The following is an 18,421-nucleotide window of genomic DNA, read 5'->3' as shown; positions in this document are numbered from 1 at the left end:
TCCGGCGCGGAACGCGGTTCGCCCGGTCCCGCGGGATCGCTGTCTGAGGAGGCCACGTCTGGAATACCGGGCTCGCAGATCGGTCGTCGGAACGGTCGAACGCGCTGCGATCCGGCGAGGCGAGGCCGGCCCTGCGGGCCGGCCGCAGGCCGTCACATGCCGAACTGGACGCGCCGGCTGTTGCCGCGCTTGAGGTTGCGGAAGCGCGCCATCGCCCAGAGCGGGAAGAACTTCGGGTAACCATGATACCGCAGGTAGAACACCCTCGGGAAGCCCGTGGCCGTGTAGCGCTCTTCCTTCCAGAACCCGTCCGCGCCCTGCGTGCGGGTCAGGAAGTTGATGCCCCGGGTGACGGCCGGATCGTCGACCGCGCCGGCCGCCATCAGGGCGAGCAGCGCCCAGGCGGTCTGCGAGGCGGTGGACGAACCGGGCTCGAAGGCCGGGTCGATCTTGTACGAGGAAGCGTCCTCACCCCAGCCGCCATCCGGATTCTGGATCCGGATCAGCCAGTTCACCGCCCGCTGGATGCGGGGATCGGCGGGATCGACACCCGCGGCGTTGAGGGCGCAGAGCACCGACCACGTGCCGTAGATGAAGTTCATGCCCCAGCGGCCGTACCAGGATCCGTCCTCTTCCTGGTCGTTCAGGAGGTAGTTCACGCCGCGGTCCAGGGCGCGGGAGGTCTCCCGGGTCTCGCCGAGCTGGGCCAGCATGCCGACCACGCGGGCGGTCACATCCGCGGTCGGCGGATCGAGCAGCGCGCCGTGATCCGAGAACGGAATGTGGTTGAGGTACATGTGGTTGTTGTCGGCGTCGAACGCCGCCCAGCCGCCGTCTTCCGACTGCAGCCCCTCGACCCATTCGCGGGCGCGGGCGATGGAGACCTTGTAGTCCGGCATGCCGGCGACCAGACCGTGCTGGCGCATGGCCCGGTCCATCGCCATCACCACCACGGCGGTGTCGTCGAGGTCGGGATAATGGGCGTTGGCGTACTGGAATGCCCAGCCGCCCGGCCGGACCTTCGGCTTGCGGGCCGCCCAGTCCCCGACGATGTCGAGCACCTGCCGGGGCTTCAGCCAGTCGAGCCCGGCGCGGGCCTGGGCCTCGGCCTCGGGGCCGCCGGCTTCCAGGAGCGCGTGGCTCGCCAGCGCCGTATCCCAGACCGGCGAGACGCAGGGCTGGACATAGGCCTCGTCGGCCTTCTCGACGACGAGCTTCTCGATGGCGTCGCAGGCGACGCGGACCTGCGGGTGATCGGGCCGGTAGCCCATCACCTCGTACATCAGCACCGAATTGACCATCGCGGGGAAGATGGCGCCCAGGCCGTCCTCGCCGTTCAGGCGCTCGCTCACCCAGGCGCGAGCCATCTCCATGGCCCGCTGGCGGCTCTTGCGCGGCAGGTGGTTCTCGACCCGCTGCAACACCCGGTCGATGAAGCCGAAGATCGGGGTCCAGGGCCAGGTGGCATGGGGCGAACCCGGCCAGGAGCGGACGCTCTCCGGCGGCGTAATGAACAGCTCCTGCACGCTGATGCCCCGCGGGTTGCGGGCCCGGGGCTTGGTCGCCTGGAGCACGAACAGCGGCACCACGGTGGTGCGAGCCCAGTAGCTGATCTTGTCGAGGTGGAAGGGGAACCACTTCGGCAGGAACATCACCTCGACCGGCATCACCGGCACGGCGCGCCACGGCACCTCGCCGTAGAGCGCCAGCATGAAGCGGGTGAAGACATTGGCGTTGGCCGCGCCGCCGCGGGATAGGATGCCCTCGCGCGCCCGGCGCATGTGCGGCGCCTCGATGTCGTCGCCGATCATCTTCAGGGCGAAATACGCCTTGACCGTGCAGCTCATGTCGAACGGCCCCTCGTGGACGAGGGCCCAGCCGCCGTGACGGCCCTGGGTGCGCCGCAGGTAGGTGCCGATCTTGGCCTCGAGGTCGCCGGGGACCTGCGTGCCGCGGAAGTGGTGGAACAGGATGTACTCGGACGGGATGGTGGCATCCGCCTCGAGCTCGAAGCAGATATGCCCGTCGTCATGCGCCAGGTCGGTCAGCGCGCGCGTCGCCTGTGCCACGCCGCGCTCGACGTCCTCGAGCGCGATCCCCTGCGTCTTGGAGCGCTGCAGCGCCTCGACTTTGCTTACGGCCTCTCTCATAGTCCTCGCCTCGAACGACCGCCTCGCGGCGGACGCCATGCCTCAAGCTGCGCCGCGCGCTGGGGTTCCAGAGCGCACGACCGATGCCGCGCGCAAGGAACGCGCGGCCGTCTGGCCCGAACGGATCGCTCCCTCGATCGTCGATGGCAGGCCGGTCGCAGTCCAATCGCCTGCCAGGACGAGATTCTCGTAGGCGGTGTCGGCCCCCGAGCGCCGCGCGGCTTCTGCCGGCGTCGCCGCAAAGGTCGCACGCTTCTCCTTTACGATCTGCCAGCTGGGCAGATCCGGTGCAAGGTTGCACAACTGTGCGATCTCGGCCCAAATCTGCCGCGCGAGGTCTTCGCGGGGCACATCGAGAAGCCGGTCGGCACCGCTGATCGTGACCGAATACCGGTCCGGATAGGCGAAAAGCCACTCCGTGAGACTGTTGACGACGCCGAGGACGAGGGGGCTGCCGGGCTTCGGAGCGAGCGCGAAATGCGCGTTCACGATGGAGCGGAATTCCGTCGGGGCGAGGAGACCGGGCAACACTTCCCGGGCCACCCACGGGGGCAGCGCCAGCACGACGCCGTCCTCCGGGCCGAGGCTCTCGGCGCCATCCGCGAACACGAGCTGCCCGACGCGACCGTCCACGGTCTCGAGCCCGCGCAGGCGCCGGCCCAGGCGGATCTCGGAGCCGCGCGCGGTGAGATAGCGAATCGCCGGGTCGACGAAGGCGTAGGACAAGCCCTCCACGGCGACGAGGGGTCGGCAGGCCTTCCCGCCGGCGCCCAGGGTCTCGCGGAGGATCCGGGCCGCCAGCCCGACATCGCTGTCGCGGGGCTCGGTGTTGAGGGCGGCGAGCAGCACCGGATGCCAGAGGCGCCGGTAGAGCGGGCCCTCGCAGGCCATGTGCGCGCCGATGGTCCCGCCCGCGCCCTCCGCCTTGCCGGAGGCCGCCCGCAGGATGCCGAGGGGCGCCAGGTAGTCCCGCGCCCGGGTGCCGGGAACGCGGCGCGCCGGGCTCATCACCCACCAGGGCAGCCGCCCGGCGTTGGGCCGCAGGCGCCAGCGCTCGCCCGTCTTCAGATCGGCGAAATCGAACTCCGCCGTGTCCGGACCGGTCAGCGCATCGGCCGGGGCACCGACGGTCCTGAGGAAGCCCAGGGCATCGGCATTGCCGGACAGCAGCAGGTGGTTGCCGTTGTCGATGGTCAGGCCGAGTGCCGGATCGTAGTACGAGCGGCAGCGGCCACCCGCCTGCTTGGCGGCCTCATGCAGGACCACCCGGACACCGGATTCCGCGAGGGCGACGGCGGCGGAGAGGCCGGCCAGGCCGGCGCCGACGACGTGGACGGTGCCCATCAGATCAAGCCGTGCCGGAGGACGACGCCCAGCAGCGCGAGCTTGCCGGGCTTCACCCGCGCCCGGGGCATCGCCCAGCCGCGGTCGACGACCGCCTTGAGATAGAGATGATAGGCCGCCGCCATCAGCCGGGCGGCCTTGGTGGCCTTGCGGGGGCTGCGGCGGATGATCTCCCAGGTCGCCTCGTAATGCTCCTCCGCCTCGCGGGCGAGGGAGATGCAGACCTCGCCGATGCGCGGGTGGCTGATCGCCTGGACCGGCGTCGGATCGGTGAGGCCGATCGCCTGGAGCTTCTCGCGCGGCAGGTAGAGCCGGCCGCGCTCCGCATCCTCGTCGATGTCGCGGAGGATGTTGGTGAGCTGGAGCGCCCGGCCCTGGTGCCACGCCAGCCGGATGCCGTCCGCCTCCGGCATGCCGAAGATCCGCACCGACAGCCGGCCGACCGCGCTCGCGACCCGGTCGCAGTAGAGGTCGAGGGTTTCGGCGTCGGGGGCGACGATGTCCTCGACGGCGTCCATGGCCATGCCGTCGATGACCGCCTGGAAATCCTCCCGCTTCAGGCCGAAGCGGCGCACGGGCTCCACGAGGTCGCGCACGCGCGGGGCGGGCCGGCCGGCGTAGAGCGCGTCGATATCGGCCCGCCAGCGGTCGAGCTCGGCCTGCCGCACGGCGCGGGTGCCGCCGTCATCGGCGACGTCGTCGACGGCGCGGCAGAAGGCGTAGACGGCATACATCGCCTCCCGCCGCTCCTTCGGCAGCAGGCGCATCGCCGTATAGAAGGAGGAGCCGGCGGCGGGCAGCGCCGGGGCGGCGCTCTCTGGGTTCTGGGCGGGCGTGGCGGTGGCGGTCACGAGCGGATTCCTTGAGCCGCGGCCCGAATCGTGCGCCCGCGGAAGGGCCGGCGTGCCAGCGTGGCGGCGACGCCACCCAGGGCCGTCAGGGCGAAGGCGGCCTTGCCGTGATGGACCTTCTCCGAGAGCGGGTCGCGCTCCAGCAGGCCCCGGCTCAGCACCACGGCGAGGCGATGGATGGCGGCGATCTCCAGCGACAGGCGCAGGTCGTCGATCAGATCCGGCAGGACCGCGCCCTCGTCGAGGAGGTCGAGGCATCTCTGCGCCAGTTCGCGGATCACCGCCCGGAGTTGCGGCGGCGCCTTGGCCTCGCCGAGCATCGCCACCGTGGCACCGTGCCGATCCAGGCAATCCTGCGGGAGGTAGACCCGGTCCAGGGCGGCGTAGTCCTTGCCGCAATCCTGAAGGTGGTTGATCACCTGAAGGGCCGCGCAGATAGCGTCGGAGGCCCCGTAGACCCGGGCCGGATCCTCGCCGTGCACGTCGAGGACGAAGCGCCCCACCGGCATGGCCGAATAGCGGCAGTAGTGGATCAGCTCATCCCAATCCGCGTATCGGCTCTTGCGGGCGTCCATGCGGAACGCGTCGAGGAGTTCCAGGGCGTGGCGGGGCGGCAGGCTGCGGGCGGCGAGCTCGCGCTTGAGCGGCTCGGCCTCCGGATCGGACGGGCCGGCGCCGGTCAGCGAATCGGCCAGGCTGTCGAGGAGCGCGATCTTGCGCTCCGGCGACAGCTCCGCGTGATCGGCCACGTCGTCGCCGGCGCGGACGAAATTGTAGAAGGCCAGGATCGCGCCGCGATGGCGGGGATGGATCAGGTGCGAGGCGACGGGGAAGTTCTCGTCGCGGTGCCCCTTGCCGGAACGGGTCGCGGTGGCGGATTCGAGGGTGCTCATGCGAGGTACCCCGCCTCACGGAACCACGTGATCGCGTCCGACAGGCCCTCGCGGTAGGGCCGGGCCGTGTAGCCGAGTTCGGCGCGCGCCTTCCGATCCGAGAAGAACATCCGGTACCGCGACATGCGGATGCCGTCGATCGTCGCGAAAGGCTGGTTTCCGGTGACCCGGGCGGCGAGCTGGGCGAAGAACGCGACGGGATAGACCACGGCCCGCGGCAGGTTCACGGTCGGCGGCTTGCGCCCGACCATGCCGGCGATGTCGGCGAGCATCTGCGACAGGAACACGTCCTCGCCGCCGAGGATGTAGCGCTCGCCCACCCGCCCCTTGCGGAGCGCCAGGAGATGGCCATGGGCCACGTCGTCCACGTGAGCGAGGTTGAGCCCGGTATCCACGAAGGCCGGCATCTTGCCCAGCGCCGCCTCCTGGATGATCCGTCCGGTGGGCGTCGGCTTGACGTCGCGGGGACCGATCGGCGTCGACGGGTTGACGATCACCGCCGGCAGGCCGTCCCGGGCGACCATCTCCTCGACCACCCGCTCGGCCACGACCTTGCTGCGCTTGTAGGCGCCGATGGCGGTCTCGGGCGTCAGCGGCATGGTCTCGTCGGAGGGCGTGACGCCGTCGGCCGGCGGCCGGATCGTCGCGACGCTCGATGTGTACACGACCCGCTCAACCCCGGCCTCCAGCGCCGCGCGCATCATCAGGCGCGTGCCGTCGCGGTTGGTGCGGACGATCTCTTCCATGTCCGGCGCCCACAGCCGGTAATCGGCGGCGGCGTGGATCAGGTAGCGCTGGCCGCGCATCGCCGCCGCCACGGCGGCCGGGTCGCGCATGTCGCCCTCGGCGATCTCCACGTCGGTCCAGGTGAGGTTGCGGCGCGGGCTCGACGCGCGCACGAGGATGCGCACCGGGAAGCCGGCCCGGCGAAAGACGTCGACCAGGGCTGAGCCGAGGAAGCCGCTCGCGCCGGTGATCAGCACGGGACCGACCTCGGAGGGGCCGGAAGATGGGGCCTCTGCCATCACGGATCTGGAGAATTACCGAACAACCAGCGCGGCCGGGGATCCCCAGCTGCGCCGCGCTTGTGTCATCGAACCGCCCGAGCGGCAAGCCGCGGTGCCCGTCGACGGATCCGGAGACCGATCGTGGCCGCCCCGCCGTCCGCTCGCAGAATCAGGCCCGGACGGCGCTGCCCCCGCGCGGTCTCCGGCTCGAGCCTTGCCACGAGCCCGGCAGCGTGGCGCGCCAGATCCGATGCCTACTCCGGCGCCGCACCGGGATGCCTGAAGCGCGCGGCGAACTTGCCAGCGCGGCAAAAACCGACTATGCGCCGCCCCTCGCGTTCGCTCCGGCCGGGGGCTGAACGGACAATGCTGCTCGCGGCATAGGGATCTTGTCGGATCCCGTTGTCCGGTGTCTCCGCCTTCGATCAACCGCTCGGGCCTGAAAATCGGCTCGAAGGGCTTGGCGCCGAGCGTCTCGCGAGATGAACCGGCCCGACTCAGCCGCCCTCCGGCGGCCGGGCTCCTTTTGACGATGAAAGGCCCGATATGCCTCTCTACGAGCATGTGCTCTTGGCCCGCCAGGACGTGACGTCCCAGCAGGTCGAGACGATGATCGACACCTACAAGGGTGTGATCGAGCAGAACGGTGGCCGTCTCGAGAAGATCGAGATGTGGGGCGTGAAGTCCCTCGCCTACCGGATCAAGAAGAACCGCAAGGCGCATTTCGCGCTCCTCAACATCGACGCCCCGCCGGCCGCCATCGCCGAGATGGAGCGCCAGATGCAGATCTCCGAGGACGTGCTGCGCTTCATGACCATCCGGGTCGAGGAGCTCGATTCCGAGCCGTCCGCCATGATGCAGAAGCGCGACCGCGACGACCGCAAGGATCGCGAGCGCGGCCGTCGTCGGGATGACGAGGGCTTCGGTGGTGGCGGCTTCGGCGGCGACCGGGGTGACCGCGGCGATCGCGGTGACCGCGGCGAGCGCAGCTTCGGCGGGGAGGGCTAACCCATGGCTTTCGGTGCTGGTGCAGGCGGCGGACGCCGTCCCTTCTTCCGTCGTCGCAAGACCTGCCCGTTCTCCGGCGCGAACGCGCCGAAGATCGACTACAAGGACGTCAAGCTCCTCTCCCGCTACGTGTCGGAGCGCGGCAAGATCGTCCCGTCGCGGATCACCGCGGTCTCGGCCAAGAAGCAGCGCGAGCTCGCCCAGGCGATCAAGCGTGCCCGCTTCCTCGGCCTGCTGCCCTACGTGATAAAGTAGGTCACCGAATCGACCGGCCCGGCTCTCGCCCGGGCCGGTCCTCACAGAGGGCGGCGCGCGCCGCCCGATCGTTGGGGCGTATCCGTGCCTCTAACCCTGCCGCACCGGCAGCGGGACAGCGGAATTCATGGCACAGCATATCGGCATCGGTATCGGCGCGGGCCTCGTCTCGGCACTCCTGTTCGGGGTGCTTCTGAAGGCGACCCCCCTCGCGATCCTGCTCTACCTCGTGGCACCGCTGCCGATCCTGATCGTCGGCCTCGGCTGGAGCCATAAGGCCGCGCTCGTGGCGGCGGCCACCGGCAGCCTCGTGCTGATCCTCGTGATCGCCCCGTTCATGGGGCTCGCCTTCGCGGCCTACATCGCCCTCCCCGCCTGGTGGCTCGCCTACCTCACGCTCCTCGGGCGCGAGACGCAAGCCGGCCTTGAATGGTACCCGACCGGCCGCCTGCTCGGCTGGATCGCCGCCACGGCCGCCCTCGCCTTCATCGCCATCGCGGTCCTGTCCTCGCCGAATCACGCGGCCTTCGATGCGCAGCTGCGCGGGCTCGCCCAGACGCTGGTGCAGACGCGCATGCCTGCAACCCGCAGCCCCGCCGAAACCCGACGCGCCGGTGCGCCGGCGACCGGCTCCGACGCCGCCGGCCAGGACGCCGCCGGCCAAGGCACGGCCGGACAGGACGCGGGCGGACAGGACGCGGCGGTCGCGCCCGAGCCGGCGCCGCAGACCGGTGACGATCAGGCCGACGTGACGCGGACCGAGGTCGCGGATGCCCTCGCCCGGGTGGTACCGGCCTTGGCGGCGAACGGTCTCGCGCTGCTGCTGGCCTTCTATCTTTGGGCCTCGGCCCGGATCGTGAAGATCTCGGGCCGCCTGCCGCGGCCCTGGCCGGACATCCCCTCCACCACGATGCCGCGCTCGACGCTCGCGGTGCTCGCGGCCGCCGTCGCGATGTGCTTCGCCCCCGGCTATGTCGGCGTCTTCGGCGTCGCGCTGGTCGGAGCCTTCAGCGCGGCCTTCGCCCTTCAGGGACTCGCCGCCTTCCACGACCGTTCCCGCGGCCGGCCCGGACGCGGGCTGATGCTGTTCGGCATGTATCTGATCCTGTTCGTGACCCAGGGTATCGCCCTGGTCGCCCTCACCCTGTTCGGCCTCGCCGATACAGCCCTCGACCGCCGGCGTCCCAAGGACAGCCCGGCGCCGTGAGACCCCGGCCTCAGCGGCCGACCACCTGAAGGAGAAAGACCATGGAAGTGATCCTGCTCGAGCGCGTGGCCAAGCTTGGCCAGATGGGCGAGACCGTGAATGTCCGCCCGGGCTTCGCCCGCAACTTCCTGCTCGCCCGCGGCAAGGCTCTGCGCGCGACGGAAGCCAACAAGAAGCATTTCGAGGCCCAGCGCGCCCAGCTCGAGGCCCGCAACCTCGACCGCAAGAAGGACGCCGAGGCCGTCGCCGAGAAGCTGAACGGCCAGAGCTTCGTCCTGATCCGCCAGTCGGGCGAGACCGGCGTGCTCTACGGCTCCGTCTCGACCCGCGACCTCGCCGAGGTCGTCTCGAAGGAGGGCTTCACGGTCGACCGCGGCCAGTTCACCCTGAACCAGCCGATCAAGACCCTGGGTCTCCATAAGGTCCCGGTGGTGCTGCACCCCGAGGTCGAGGTCGAGATCACCGTCAACGTCGCCCGCAGCCCCGAGGAGGCCGAGCGTCAGGCCCGCGGCGAGTCGGTCACCGAGCGCGAGGCGTTCAACCTCGACGACCTGGGTCTCGAGGTCGGCATGGCGCTGGCCGATGCCGGCGAGGGTGCCGACGACCGCGGCTGATTTCTTCCGCGGATGGTCCGACCGGCTTCGGGGCCGGTCGGACGTGCGGGACATAGCGGGCCGGGTACCGGACCGGGCCACGTCCTAGGCCGGGCGCCGGACGCGCCGCGTTCGGGCTCGGCTGGGAACCGTCCCCAGCCCTGTATACCGGTGAACACTGGGGACGATTGCCCCCGAGACTTGACACGTTCCAGTTTTGTTCCAGCATGGACGCCCGCCGCTCGCGAGAGTCGGCGGGCGTCCGCTTTTCCGCGCCCCGGCCCGGGAGAACCGGCCGTCGGCTAAGCTTCGGTAACCATACCGAGGCCAAGGTCGTGCGGTGTGATCCTGGCGCGCCCGCCGCGGCGCCTGATACGGAGTCGTCCGCCGATGGCCCTGCCCAATGCGCTCACGGCCAAGCTCGAAACGGTCCAGGCCGAGTACCGCGTCGCCCCGCACAACATCGACGCGGAGCAGGCGCTGCTGGGCGCGATCCTGGTGAACAACGACGCCTATTACCGGGTGTCGGACTTCCTGCTGGCCGAGCACTTCATGGAGGATGCCCACCAGCAGATCTTCACGGTGGCGGCGTCCCTGATCAAGGCGGGCAAGCTCGCCACGCCCATCACCATGAAGACCTATCTGGGCGACGCCGATTTCGGCGGCCAGACGGTGATGCAGTACCTCGCCCGGCTCGCCGCCGACGCCACCACGGTGATCAATGCCGGCGAGTACGGCCGCACGATCTACGACCTCGCCATCCGCCGCCGGCTGATCACCATCGGCGAGGATCTGGTGAACGGCGCCTACGAGGCGCCCGTGGAGCAGGCGCCGCGCGACCAAATCGAGGAAACCGAGCGGCGGCTCTACGAACTGGCCGAGGCCGGACGCTACGACGGCGGCTTCCAGAAGTTCTCCGACGCGCTGACCGCTGCGGTCGACATGGCCGCCAAGGCCTATCAGCGCGAGGGCAAGCTCTCCGGCATCGCCACGGGCCTCAGCGATCTCGACGCCAAGATGGGCGGCCTCCAGCCCTCCGACCTGATCATTCTTGCGGGCCGCCCGGCCATGGGCAAGACCTCGCTGGTGACCAACATCGCCTTCAACATCGCCAAGGCCTATCGCGGCGAGAAGCAGGCGGACGGCACGACCAAGACCGTGAATGGCGGGATCGTCGGGTTTTTCTCCCTCGAAATGTCGGCCGAGCAGCTCGCCACCCGTATCATCGCCGAGCAGTCGGGCGTCCCCTCCTATAAGATCCGCCGCGGCGACATCCGGCCGGAAGATTTCTACAAGATCACCGATGCCGCCCGCGATATGCAGACGATCCCGTTCTACATCGACCAGAGCGGCGGCATCTCGATCGCCCAGCTCGCCGCCCGGGCCCGGCGCCTCAAGCGCCAGAAGGGGCTGGATCTGCTGATCGTCGATTATCTCCAGCTGCTGTCGGGCTCGGGCAAGCGCAGCGACAACCGCGTGCAGGAGATGACCGAGATCACCACGGGCATGAAGGCGCTCGCCAAGGAACTGGCGGTGCCGATCATCGGCCTGTCGCAGCTCTCGCGTCAGGTGGAGAACCGCGACGACAAGCGCCCGCAGCTCGCCGACCTTCGCGAATCGGGCTCGATTGAGCAGGACGCCGACGTGGTGATGTTCGTGTTCCGTGAGGAATACTACGTCGGCAACAAGAAGCCCCGCGAAGGGACCGAAGAGTTCTTCGCCTGGGAAGCCGAGATGCAGCGCGTCCACGGCAAGGCCGAGGTCATCCTCGGCAAGCAGCGTCACGGCCCGACCGGCACGGTCGAGCTGCAGTTCGACGCCAACATCACCCGGTTCTCGAACCTCGCGCAGACGGATCGGATCCCCGAGCAGATGTGACGGCGCGGGCCGCTGGCGGGTCCGGCCTCGGGACGGCACGTCGGCCGTCCCGATCGCCGACATCCGCGCGCGAACCATCGCCAAGCCCGGCCGTTGTGGGACAACAAGTGTCCCGCCGCGGCAGGAGCGACGATGAGCGAGCAGACCCCTCCGAAGATGCCGTACTGGCACGTCTACACCGATGCGGAGGGGGTGAGCCGCCAGGAGCTGTTCCATCTCGAGCGGTTCAAGTTCGAGGGGATCAACCCCGAGACCGCGCCGCAGTGGAACGACAAGATGGATCCGGCCCCGTCGGTCGTGACCTTCACGGTCCTGCCGGTCGGGTGGGTGGGCGAGTGGCACGAGAATCCGCGGCCGCAATGGATCGCCATCCTCTCGGGGCGCTGGTTCGTCGAGACCATGGACGGCCACCGGGTCGAGATGGGCCCGGGCGAGCTGATGATGGGCGAGGACCAGAACACGAAGGCGCGGGACGGCAAGAAGGGCCACCTGTCCGGCACGGTGGGCGACGAGCCCTGCACCATGATCGTGACCGGCCTGCAGGTCGAGCCGACCGTCAATCAGCCCGGCCGCTTCAAGTAGGCCCGGTCTGATGGAGGGCTTCGACCTCACGCAGCCGCGCTTCAAGGCCTACATCCTGCCGAACGCGCCGCTGGAGAAGCTCGCCGAGGGGTTTCGCTGGACGGAGGGTCCGGTCTGGTTCGGCGACCGCGACGAGCTGCTGTTCTCGGATCTCCCGAACAACCGGGTGATGCGCTGGTCCGACTCTGCCGGCCTGAGCGTCTACCGGGCGGCGAGCGACTTCGAGAACGGCCATGCCCGCGACCGCCAGGGACGGATGCTGTCCTGCTCGCATCGCGGCCGGCGCATCCACCGCACCGAACTCGACGGAAGCATCACCAGCCTCGTGGAGCGCTACCGGGGGCGGCGGCTGAACTCGCCCAACGACATCGTCTGCAAGTCGGACGGGACGATCTGGTTCTCGGATCCGCCCTACGGCATCCAGACCGACTACGAAGGCGGCAAGCAGGATTCCGAGCTGCCCGCCGCGGTCTACCGGTTCGACCCGCGCGACGGCTCGCTGCGGGTGGTGGCCGACGATTTCCAGGGGCCGAACGGGCTGTGCTTCTCGCACGACGAGCGCAGGCTCTACATCGTTGAGACCGGCCTGCAGTTCGACACTGACCCGCTCCAGCACGTCCGCGTGTTCGACGTCGGCGAAGACGGCGGCCTGTCCGGGGGCGCCGTCTTCTGCACGATCGCACCGGGCAATGCCGATGGGATCCGCTGCGACGAGCATGGCAATCTCTGGTCGAGCGCCGGGGACGGGGTCCACTGCATCGACCCGGGCGGCGAGCTGGTCGGCAAGATCCGCGTGCCCGCGACGGTCGCAAACCTGACCTTCGGCGGCCGCAACAACAGCCGCCTCTTCCTCTGCGCCTCGCAGGCGCTCTACGCGATCTACGTGAACGTGCGGGGGGCTCCACTCCTGTGAGCGGGGTGCGGGCGCTCATCGGGTTCGGCCGCACCGTCGCGGACCTTGCCGTCACGGAAGCCTTCTACCGGGACGGGCTCGGCTTCGCGCGGATCGCGCCGCCGGAACCCCTGCCCCCCGCGCAGGCGGAAGCGATGGGACTCGGGGACAGGCGCGCGACGCAGCTGCGCATGCGGCTCGGCGCGCAGACCGTCACCTTCCTCACGGTGGATCCGCCCGGTGCGCCCTACCCGGCCGATCCGGCGGCGACCGACCCGTTCTTCCAGCATCTCGCGATCCCGGTCCGCGACATGGCGGCCGCGATGGCGCAGCTCGCGCCGCTATCCCCGATTCCCATCAGCCGCGGCGGTCCCCAGCGCCTGCCGGAATCCACGGGGGGCGTGACCGCCTACAAGTTCCGCGACCCCGACGGGCACCCGCTGGAGCTGATCGTCTTTCCCGCCGGCCCCCCGGCCGACCGCTGGCGCGAGGCGCCGGGGCTGTTTCTGGGGATCGATCACTCGGCGATCACCGTCACCGATCTTGAGGCGACCCTGGCCTTCCTGACCGGCCCCCTCGGTCTCACGCTGGCGGAACGCGGCCTGAACCAGGGCCCGGAACAGGCACGCCTCGATGGCCTGGACGATCCGCAGGTCGATGTGCTGGCGCTGGAACCCTCGGAGCCGGCGCCGCACGTGGAACTGCTGCATTATCGCGTGCCCGCCACCGAACGGCGGCTCGTCTTCGGGCCCGCCGACCAGGCCGCGACCCGCTACGTGTTTGGAGCAACTGATTTAGATCGCCTGTTCGCGACGGACCGTCCGGAAAGCCCGCGCTTGCGAATCTCCGCCGATCGCACGGCGGCCTACTGTAGCGGGCCGGGTGGCCACGGTTTCCTGTTCCTCCGGAATTGAGGACGCAGCGCCGACTTGCTCGCCATCGTGGAGCAGGTAGGCTCTAGTCGTAGATTCCGTGAGCGAGCGCCATCATGCGCATCAGCGTCGAGGCTGCCGGAGGCCGCCTTCCGCAACTTATCGAAGCCGCCGCACAGGGCGAGGACGTGATCCTTTCCCAGGCAGACCGGCCCGTAGCCCGCATCGTGCCCATTACGACGTCTTCGTTCCGCGTCGGCATTCTGCCTCCGCTTGCCCTGGGGCGAGGACCGGATTGGCTCGAACCGATCCCTGAGGACGAGATCGCGCTCTGGGAAGGCGATCTTTGACCGCCGTTCTCCTCGATACGCATACTTGGGCATGGAGCCTGACCGACGATCCGAGGCTATCGGCCCGCGCGCGGGCGGCGATCACCGGCGCGGGATCGGTTGAAGTCAGTCCCATCTCGTTCTTCGAGATCGCGCAGAAGGTGCGTCTCGGAAAATGGCCCCAGATGGCCGCGTATGTCGATCAGCTCGTCGCTCTCCTCGATCAGCAAGGCGGCCGGGTCGCCGACTTGCTGCCCGCCATCTGCCTCACCGGTGGCACGATGGACTGGCACCATCGTGATCCGTTCGACCGCCTCCTCGCCGCCACCGCACTCCACTACGCGTGTCCGCTGATCTCCGCAGACACCGTCTTCGACGGTATCGTGGAGCGGATCTGGTGATCCTCCGCCGGGCTTGACGCGTCCCCCCTGCGGCGTCCAATCCGGCCGCCCCGGAGGTGAGACTGATGCCGTTCCTCGCCCTGCCCTTTCCGGCCATCGATCCTGTGGCGCTCGCGATCGGGCCGATCACGATCAAATGGTACGCCCTCGCCTACATCGCCGGCCTGATCGGCGGGTGGTACTACGCGCGCCGCCTCGTCATGGCCGACAGCCTCTGGGGCGTGGTGAAGCGCCCGCAGGTCGTCGACATCGACGACCTCGTCGTCTGGGTGGCGCTCGGCGTCGTGCTCGGCGGCCGGATCGGCTACGTGCTGTTCTACAATCTCCCGATGTACATCGCCGATCCGATGGAGATCCTGGCGATCCGCAACGGCGGCATGTCGTTCCACGGCGGCTTCATCGGGGCGATCCTGGCCTTCCTGCTGTTCGCGCGCGGCAAGGGCCTTAACGGCTACACGCTCCTCGATATCGGCGCGGTGGTCGTACCGATCGGCCTGTTCTTCGGCCGGATCGCCAATTTCGTGAACGGCGAACTCTGGGGCCGCGTGGCGCCGGACTTCCCCTACGCCATCGTGTTCCCGAGCGGCGGGCCCGTGCCCCGCCATCCGAGCCAGCTCTACGAGGCCGCCACAGAAGGTCTGCTGCTGTTCATCGTGATGGCGGTGAGCGTCCGCCGGTTCGGCTTCCGCAAGCCCGGCCTCCTCGGCGGCATCTTCGTCCTCAGCTACGCCCTGGCGCGGACCTTCTGCGAGTTCTTCCGCGAGCCGGACCGTCAGCTCGGCTTCCTGTTCGGCGACCATTTCGGTCCGATGGGCGGCGGCGTGACCATGGGCATGCTGCTGTGCGTGCCGATGATGGTCGTCGGCCTCACCTACATCGTGCTGGCCGGGACCGGCCGGACGCGTCCGCGCCATCCGGTGGCGACACCCGCCGCCGAGGCGGACCGCAAGGCGGCCGTCGAGGCGTGAGCCCCCTCGGAGCCGAGATCGCGGCGCTGATCCGCCAGAACGGGCCGATCGGCGTCGATCGCTACATGGCCCTGTGCCTCGGCCATCCGGTCCACGGCTACTACCGCAACCGCGACCCTCTGGGCGCCCGGGGCGACTTCACCACCGCGCCCGAGATCAGCCAGATGTTCGGCGAGCTGATCGGTGCCTGGAGCGCCTATGTCCACGAGCTGATGGGACGACCCGATCCGCTGGTTCTGGTGGAGCTGGGGCCCGGCCGCGGCACGCTGATGGCGGACGCGCTGCGGGCGTTGCGGGCGGCGCGCCCGGGAATGCGCGTGGCACCGCAACTGGTGGAGACCAGCCCGGTCCTGCGGGCCGCGCAGGAACGCCTCCTCGCCGGGACCGGCGCGGCGTGGCACGCCGACATCGAGTCGCTGCCTCCGGGTCCCGCAATCATCCTGGCGAACGAGTTCTTCGACTGCCTGCCGGTGCGCCAGTTCGAGCGCCGGCCGACGGGATGGCACGAGCGGCAGGTCGGCCTCGATCCACAGGGCGGCCTCGCCTTCGGGCTGTCGCCGGAGCCGACCCCCGGCCTCGACGCGGACGGCCCGGACGGGGCGCTCATGAGCGTGCCGACGGCCGGGCTCGCGCTGATGCGCAGCTTGGCGCGGCGTCTGTGCACCCAGGGGGGCACCCTGCTGGCCATCGATTACGGCCATGTCCGACCGGGCTTCGGCGACACCCTCCAGGCCCTGTCGGGGCATCGCTTCGCCGATCCACTGGCCGCGCCCGGCGAGGCGGATCTGACGCATCATGTCGATTTCGCCGCCCACGCGAAGGCGGCGCAGGCCGAGGGCGCGGCGATCCATGGGCCGGTGGACCAGGGCGACTTCCTGGCCGCCCTCGGACTCGGCGCCCGTGCCGAACGTCTGAAGGCCCGGGCCAATGCGGCGCAATCCGCCGCGATCGACGCGGCAATCACCCGCCTCACGGATCCGAGCCGGGGCGGGATGGGCAGCCTGTTCAAGGTGATGGCGGTGAGCGGCCCGGCCCTCGGACCGCTCCCGGGGTTTCCGGCGGCCTGAGCCGCCGGGCCGATTCCTCGGCCCCGCAGGGGGCCGGATTCGGTCAGCCGAAGGAGCCGAAGCCGGAATCCGTCTGGGTGGACGGCCGCGGTGTCGGCGGTGCAGGCGGGTTGAGGTCGGTCGGGTCGAAGGCGGCGGGCTCTCCCGTGACGGGGTGGGCGGGCGCGCTCGGGATCCGGGGCTCTTCAGCCTCGGGCGTCTCGGGCAGGACGTCGGTCTCGATCCCTCGTGACATTGCGATCCTTCTCAAGGCGGAGCCGGATCGGCTCCATACTGCAATGCAGCAAGAATCTGACGGTTGAACGACATCGTCAAGGGTCCGCCCTTGCGCTATCGGGGCGCGATACGAGCAACCGCGAGGCCGACCGTGACCGCAGGCATGATCATCGAGGCGCCGGAACTCTCCGCGCATGCGGGCGTGCGCCACGCCTTCTTCACCCGCGTCGGCGGGGTTTCGGACGGCCTCTACGCGTCGCTCAACGGTGGGCTCGGCTCCCAGGACGTGCCGGAGCGCGTCGCCGAGAACCGGGCGCGGATGTGCGGCCGGCTCGGCCTGCCGCCGGATCGGCTCGTCAGCCTGTATCAGGTCCACTCGGCCGATGTCGTCACCGTCGAAGCGCCCTTCGCGGCGGCGGAGCGGCCCAAGGCCGACGCCATGGTGACGCGGGTGCCGGGCCTGGCGCTCGGTATCGCCACGGCGGATTGCGGGCCGATCCTGTTCGCGGATCCCGAGAACGGGGTCGTCGGCGCCGCCCATGCCGGCTGGAAGGGCGCCCTCACCGGCGTGATCGGCGCGACGGTGGCGGCGATGGAGGCGCTCGGCGCGCGGCGGCAGCGGATCGTCGCCGTGCTGGGCCCGACGATCGGGCAGGCATCCTACGAGGTCGGCCCGGACTTCATCACCCGGTTCCGGTCCGACGCCCCCGGCATGGAGCGCTTCCTCGCGGCCGGCACGCGGCCCGGACACGCGCAGTTCGACCTGCCGGGCTTCATCCTGGCCCGGCTCGCCGAGGCCGAGGTCGGGGAAGCCAGCGCGCTCAACCTCTGCACCTACGCGGATCCGGAGCGGTTCTACAGCTATCGGCGGACCACGCATCGCGGCGAGGCCGATTACGGCCGCCTCATCTCCGCCGTGACGCTTGTCCCCTGACGGCGCGGTCCGCCATCGGACACGGGGGTGCGACACTTTGTCGATGCACGGGCGAGAAAAAAGCGTAGCCGTGAATGAACCTTGGCCATTCGCCCGCGTTGGGGGGTCAAGGTGCCGGGGATAAACGGCGGGTTGCCATAAGGGGCCGCGAATGCGGTCGGCGACACCGCGGAGCGCAAAGCAGCCCTGGAACCGCTGGAACGCAGCCAGATCCGGTTACGCCCCCGTCCGGCCACGGTCGGGGCGGACCACCAGTGAGGACCAGATCATGAAATCCCTGCTCCGTGTGACCACGGCCCTCGCGGGCGTCGCCTTCGCCGGCTCGGCCTTCGCCGCCGACCTGCCGCGCCGCGCCGCCCCGCCGCCGATCTTCACCCCCGTCCCGGTCTTCACCTGGACCGGCGCCTATTTCGGTATTAACGCCGGCTACGCCTTCGACGCCAGCGACCGCAACACCGGTTCCAGCTTCGGCGTGCCCTTCCCCTACGCCGCCCCCGGCACCGTCGCCACCTTCCGCAACCGCAGCCAGGACGGCTTCTCCGGCGGTGGCCAGGTCGGCTACAACTACCAGTTCACGCCCGGCTCCGGCATCGTCATCGGCGTCGAGGCCGACGCCCAGTACCTCGACTTCGGCCGTAACCGGAACAACGCCTTCGTCGCCGGCGCGCTGGCCCCCGGCTACTACGTCACCGACCCGCGCGGCCTCTCCAGCCTCGACTTCTTCGGCACCGTCCGCGGCCGCCTCGGCTACGCCTTCGACCGCACCCTCGTGTACGGCACCGGCGGCTTCGCCTACGGCTCCGGCAGCGCCGACCGCTCCTTCGGCGGCTACGCCGGCAACGACAGCTTCCGCACCGGCTGGGCCGTCGGCGGCGGCGTCGAGTACGCGCTCCCCACCGACTCCTTCCTGAACTTCTTCCGCTCCTCGGCCGTGACGCTCAAGGTCGAAGGCCTGTACGTCAACCTCGACCGCA

The 18,421-nt window shown here is 70.0% G+C and carries 20 protein-coding genes; 14 read left to right on the top strand and 6 right to left on the bottom strand.

Annotation, left to right across the window (positions count from 1 at the left end; all coding sequences use genetic code 11):
* Nucleotides 1-152: 152 nt before the first annotated feature.
* The 5 genes from shc to hpnA are packed head-to-tail and all read right to left on the bottom strand — an operon-like array spanning nt 153 to nt 6,263.
* Nucleotides 153-2,150: a squalene--hopene cyclase gene (gene shc / locus BM396_RS29050; RefSeq protein WP_043387030.1), complete on the bottom strand. Its 1,998-nt coding sequence runs from the start codon at nt 2,148-2,150 to the stop codon at nt 153-155.
* A gap of 42 nt (nt 2,151-2,192) precedes the next feature.
* Entirely contained in the window at nt 2,193-3,494 is a 1,302-nt protein-coding gene (hpnE, locus tag BM396_RS29045) for a hydroxysqualene dehydroxylase HpnE (RefSeq protein WP_081948750.1), read from the bottom strand.
* Nucleotides 3,494-4,345: a presqualene diphosphate synthase HpnD gene (gene hpnD / locus BM396_RS29040; RefSeq protein WP_043387032.1), complete on the bottom strand. Its 852-nt coding sequence runs from the start codon at nt 4,343-4,345 to the stop codon at nt 3,494-3,496. Before hpnD ends, hpnE begins: the two co-directional genes overlap by 1 nt.
* Nucleotides 4,342-5,238, bottom strand: coding sequence for a squalene synthase HpnC (gene hpnC / locus BM396_RS29035; RefSeq protein WP_043387033.1), 897 nt, complete (start codon nt 5,236-5,238; stop codon nt 4,342-4,344). The genes hpnD and hpnC overlap by 4 nt, the downstream gene beginning before the upstream one ends.
* Entirely contained in the window at nt 5,235-6,263 is a 1,029-nt protein-coding gene (hpnA, locus tag BM396_RS29030; protein ID WP_043346872.1) for a hopanoid-associated sugar epimerase, read from the bottom strand. Before hpnA ends, hpnC begins: the two co-directional genes overlap by 4 nt.
* Nucleotides 6,264-6,791: 528 nt before the next feature.
* Between hpnA and rpsF the strand changes: the two genes are divergently transcribed.
* The 12 genes from rpsF (at nt 6,792) to BM396_RS28970 (ending at nt 16,297) form a co-directional block, all read left to right on the top strand.
* On the top strand, nt 6,792-7,253 hold the full coding sequence (rpsF, locus tag BM396_RS29025) for a 30S ribosomal protein S6 (protein ID WP_020090632.1): 462 nt from the start codon (nt 6,792-6,794) through the stop codon (nt 7,251-7,253).
* Between the two features lie 3 nt (nt 7,254-7,256).
* On the top strand, nt 7,257-7,508 hold the full coding sequence (gene rpsR / locus BM396_RS29020; protein WP_007561044.1) for a 30S ribosomal protein S18: 252 nt from the start codon (nt 7,257-7,259) through the stop codon (nt 7,506-7,508).
* Nucleotides 7,509-7,635: 127 nt separating this feature from the next.
* Complete coding sequence (locus tag BM396_RS29015) at nt 7,636-8,715, top strand: DUF2232 domain-containing protein (RefSeq protein WP_043387035.1); 1,080 nt, start codon at nt 7,636-7,638, stop codon at nt 8,713-8,715.
* Nucleotides 8,716-8,756: 41 nt separating this feature from the next.
* Nucleotides 8,757-9,329, top strand: a complete 573-nt coding sequence (rplI, locus tag BM396_RS29010; RefSeq protein WP_043346875.1) for a 50S ribosomal protein L9 — start codon at nt 8,757-8,759, stop codon at nt 9,327-9,329.
* 369 nt (nt 9,330-9,698) lie between these two features.
* The gene (locus tag BM396_RS29005) at nt 9,699-11,186 is read left to right on the top strand and encodes a replicative DNA helicase (RefSeq protein ID WP_043346877.1); all 1,488 of its coding nucleotides are present in this window, start codon (nt 9,699-9,701) and stop codon (nt 11,184-11,186) included.
* Between the two features lie 132 nt (nt 11,187-11,318).
* Nucleotides 11,319-11,768 carry a cupin domain-containing protein gene (locus BM396_RS29000; protein ID WP_043346879.1) on the top strand — a complete coding sequence of 150 codons (450 nt, stop codon included), beginning with the start codon at nt 11,319-11,321 and terminating at the stop codon, nt 11,766-11,768.
* A 10-nt stretch (nt 11,769-11,778) separates the two neighbouring features.
* Entirely contained in the window at nt 11,779-12,681 is a 903-nt protein-coding gene (locus tag BM396_RS28995; protein WP_043387036.1) for an SMP-30/gluconolactonase/LRE family protein, read from the top strand.
* Nucleotides 12,682-12,686: 5 nt separating this feature from the next.
* A complete protein-coding gene (locus BM396_RS28990; RefSeq protein WP_244538992.1) occupies nt 12,687-13,574 on the top strand; it encodes a VOC family protein in 888 nt (295 codons plus the stop codon).
* A 74-nt stretch (nt 13,575-13,648) separates the two neighbouring features.
* A complete protein-coding gene (locus tag BM396_RS28985; protein WP_043346886.1) occupies nt 13,649-13,882 on the top strand; it encodes a type II toxin-antitoxin system Phd/YefM family antitoxin in 234 nt (77 codons plus the stop codon).
* On the top strand, nt 13,879-14,262 hold the full coding sequence (locus tag BM396_RS28980) for a type II toxin-antitoxin system VapC family toxin (protein ID WP_043387039.1): 384 nt from the start codon (nt 13,879-13,881) through the stop codon (nt 14,260-14,262). The genes BM396_RS28985 and BM396_RS28980 overlap by 4 nt, the downstream gene beginning before the upstream one ends.
* Before the next feature lie 62 nt (nt 14,263-14,324).
* Nucleotides 14,325-15,230, top strand: coding sequence for a prolipoprotein diacylglyceryl transferase (gene lgt, locus BM396_RS28975; protein ID WP_043387065.1), 906 nt, complete (start codon nt 14,325-14,327; stop codon nt 15,228-15,230).
* Entirely contained in the window at nt 15,227-16,297 is a 1,071-nt protein-coding gene (locus BM396_RS28970; protein WP_043387041.1) for a class I SAM-dependent methyltransferase, read from the top strand. The genes lgt and BM396_RS28970 overlap by 4 nt, the downstream gene beginning before the upstream one ends.
* 43 nt (nt 16,298-16,340) lie before the next feature.
* Here the strand turns inward: BM396_RS28970 and BM396_RS28965 are convergent, their stop codons facing one another.
* A complete protein-coding gene (locus BM396_RS28965; RefSeq protein ID WP_043346894.1) occupies nt 16,341-16,532 on the bottom strand; it encodes a hypothetical protein in 192 nt (63 codons plus the stop codon).
* 144 nt (nt 16,533-16,676) lie between these two features.
* Between BM396_RS28965 and pgeF the strand changes: the two genes are divergently transcribed.
* The gene (gene pgeF, locus BM396_RS28960; RefSeq protein WP_043346897.1) at nt 16,677-17,447 is read left to right on the top strand and encodes a peptidoglycan editing factor PgeF; all 771 of its coding nucleotides are present in this window, start codon (nt 16,677-16,679) and stop codon (nt 17,445-17,447) included.
* Nucleotides 17,448-17,715: 268 nt separating this feature from the next.
* Nucleotides 17,716-18,421 (top strand): outer membrane protein (locus tag BM396_RS28955; RefSeq protein WP_091995253.1); only part of this gene is annotated, 706 nt, incomplete at its 3' end.

It is taken from the genome of Methylobacterium sp. UNCCL125 (genome assembly GCF_900116795.1).
Taxonomy (GTDB): Bacteria; Pseudomonadota; Alphaproteobacteria; order Rhizobiales; family Beijerinckiaceae; genus Methylobacterium; species Methylobacterium fujisawaense.
This window is presented reverse-complemented; position numbering and strand designations above follow the sequence as displayed.

Bases quoted from the DNA above. Each gene is read 5' to 3' on its own strand.
- shc (WP_043387030.1), bottom strand. From the start codon at position 2,150: ATGAGAGAGGCCGTAAGCAAAGTCGAGGCGCTGCAGCGCTCCAAGACG.
- hpnE (WP_081948750.1), bottom strand. From the start codon at position 3,494: ATGGGCACCGTCCACGTCGTCGGCGCCGGCCTGGCCGGCCTCTCCGCC.
- hpnC (WP_043387033.1), bottom strand. From the start codon at position 5,238: ATGAGCACCCTCGAATCCGCCACCGCGACCCGTTCCGGCAAGGGGCAC.
- hpnA (WP_043346872.1), bottom strand. From the start codon at position 6,263: ATGGCAGAGGCCCCATCTTCCGGCCCCTCCGAGGTCGGTCCCGTGCTG.
- rpsF (WP_020090632.1), top strand. From the start codon at position 6,792: ATGCCTCTCTACGAGCATGTGCTCTTGGCCCGCCAGGACGTGACGTCC.
- rpsR (WP_007561044.1), top strand. From the start codon at position 7,257: ATGGCTTTCGGTGCTGGTGCAGGCGGCGGACGCCGTCCCTTCTTCCGT.
- BM396_RS29015 (WP_043387035.1), top strand. From the start codon at position 7,636: ATGGCACAGCATATCGGCATCGGTATCGGCGCGGGCCTCGTCTCGGCA.
- rplI (WP_043346875.1), top strand. From the start codon at position 8,757: ATGGAAGTGATCCTGCTCGAGCGCGTGGCCAAGCTTGGCCAGATGGGC.
- BM396_RS29005 (WP_043346877.1), top strand. From the start codon at position 9,699: ATGGCCCTGCCCAATGCGCTCACGGCCAAGCTCGAAACGGTCCAGGCC.
- BM396_RS29000 (WP_043346879.1), top strand. From the start codon at position 11,319: ATGAGCGAGCAGACCCCTCCGAAGATGCCGTACTGGCACGTCTACACC.
- BM396_RS28995 (WP_043387036.1), top strand. From the start codon at position 11,779: ATGGAGGGCTTCGACCTCACGCAGCCGCGCTTCAAGGCCTACATCCTG.
- BM396_RS28985 (WP_043346886.1), top strand. From the start codon at position 13,649: ATGCGCATCAGCGTCGAGGCTGCCGGAGGCCGCCTTCCGCAACTTATC.
- BM396_RS28965 (WP_043346894.1), bottom strand. From the start codon at position 16,532: ATGTCACGAGGGATCGAGACCGACGTCCTGCCCGAGACGCCCGAGGCT.
- pgeF (WP_043346897.1), top strand. From the start codon at position 16,677: ATGATCATCGAGGCGCCGGAACTCTCCGCGCATGCGGGCGTGCGCCAC.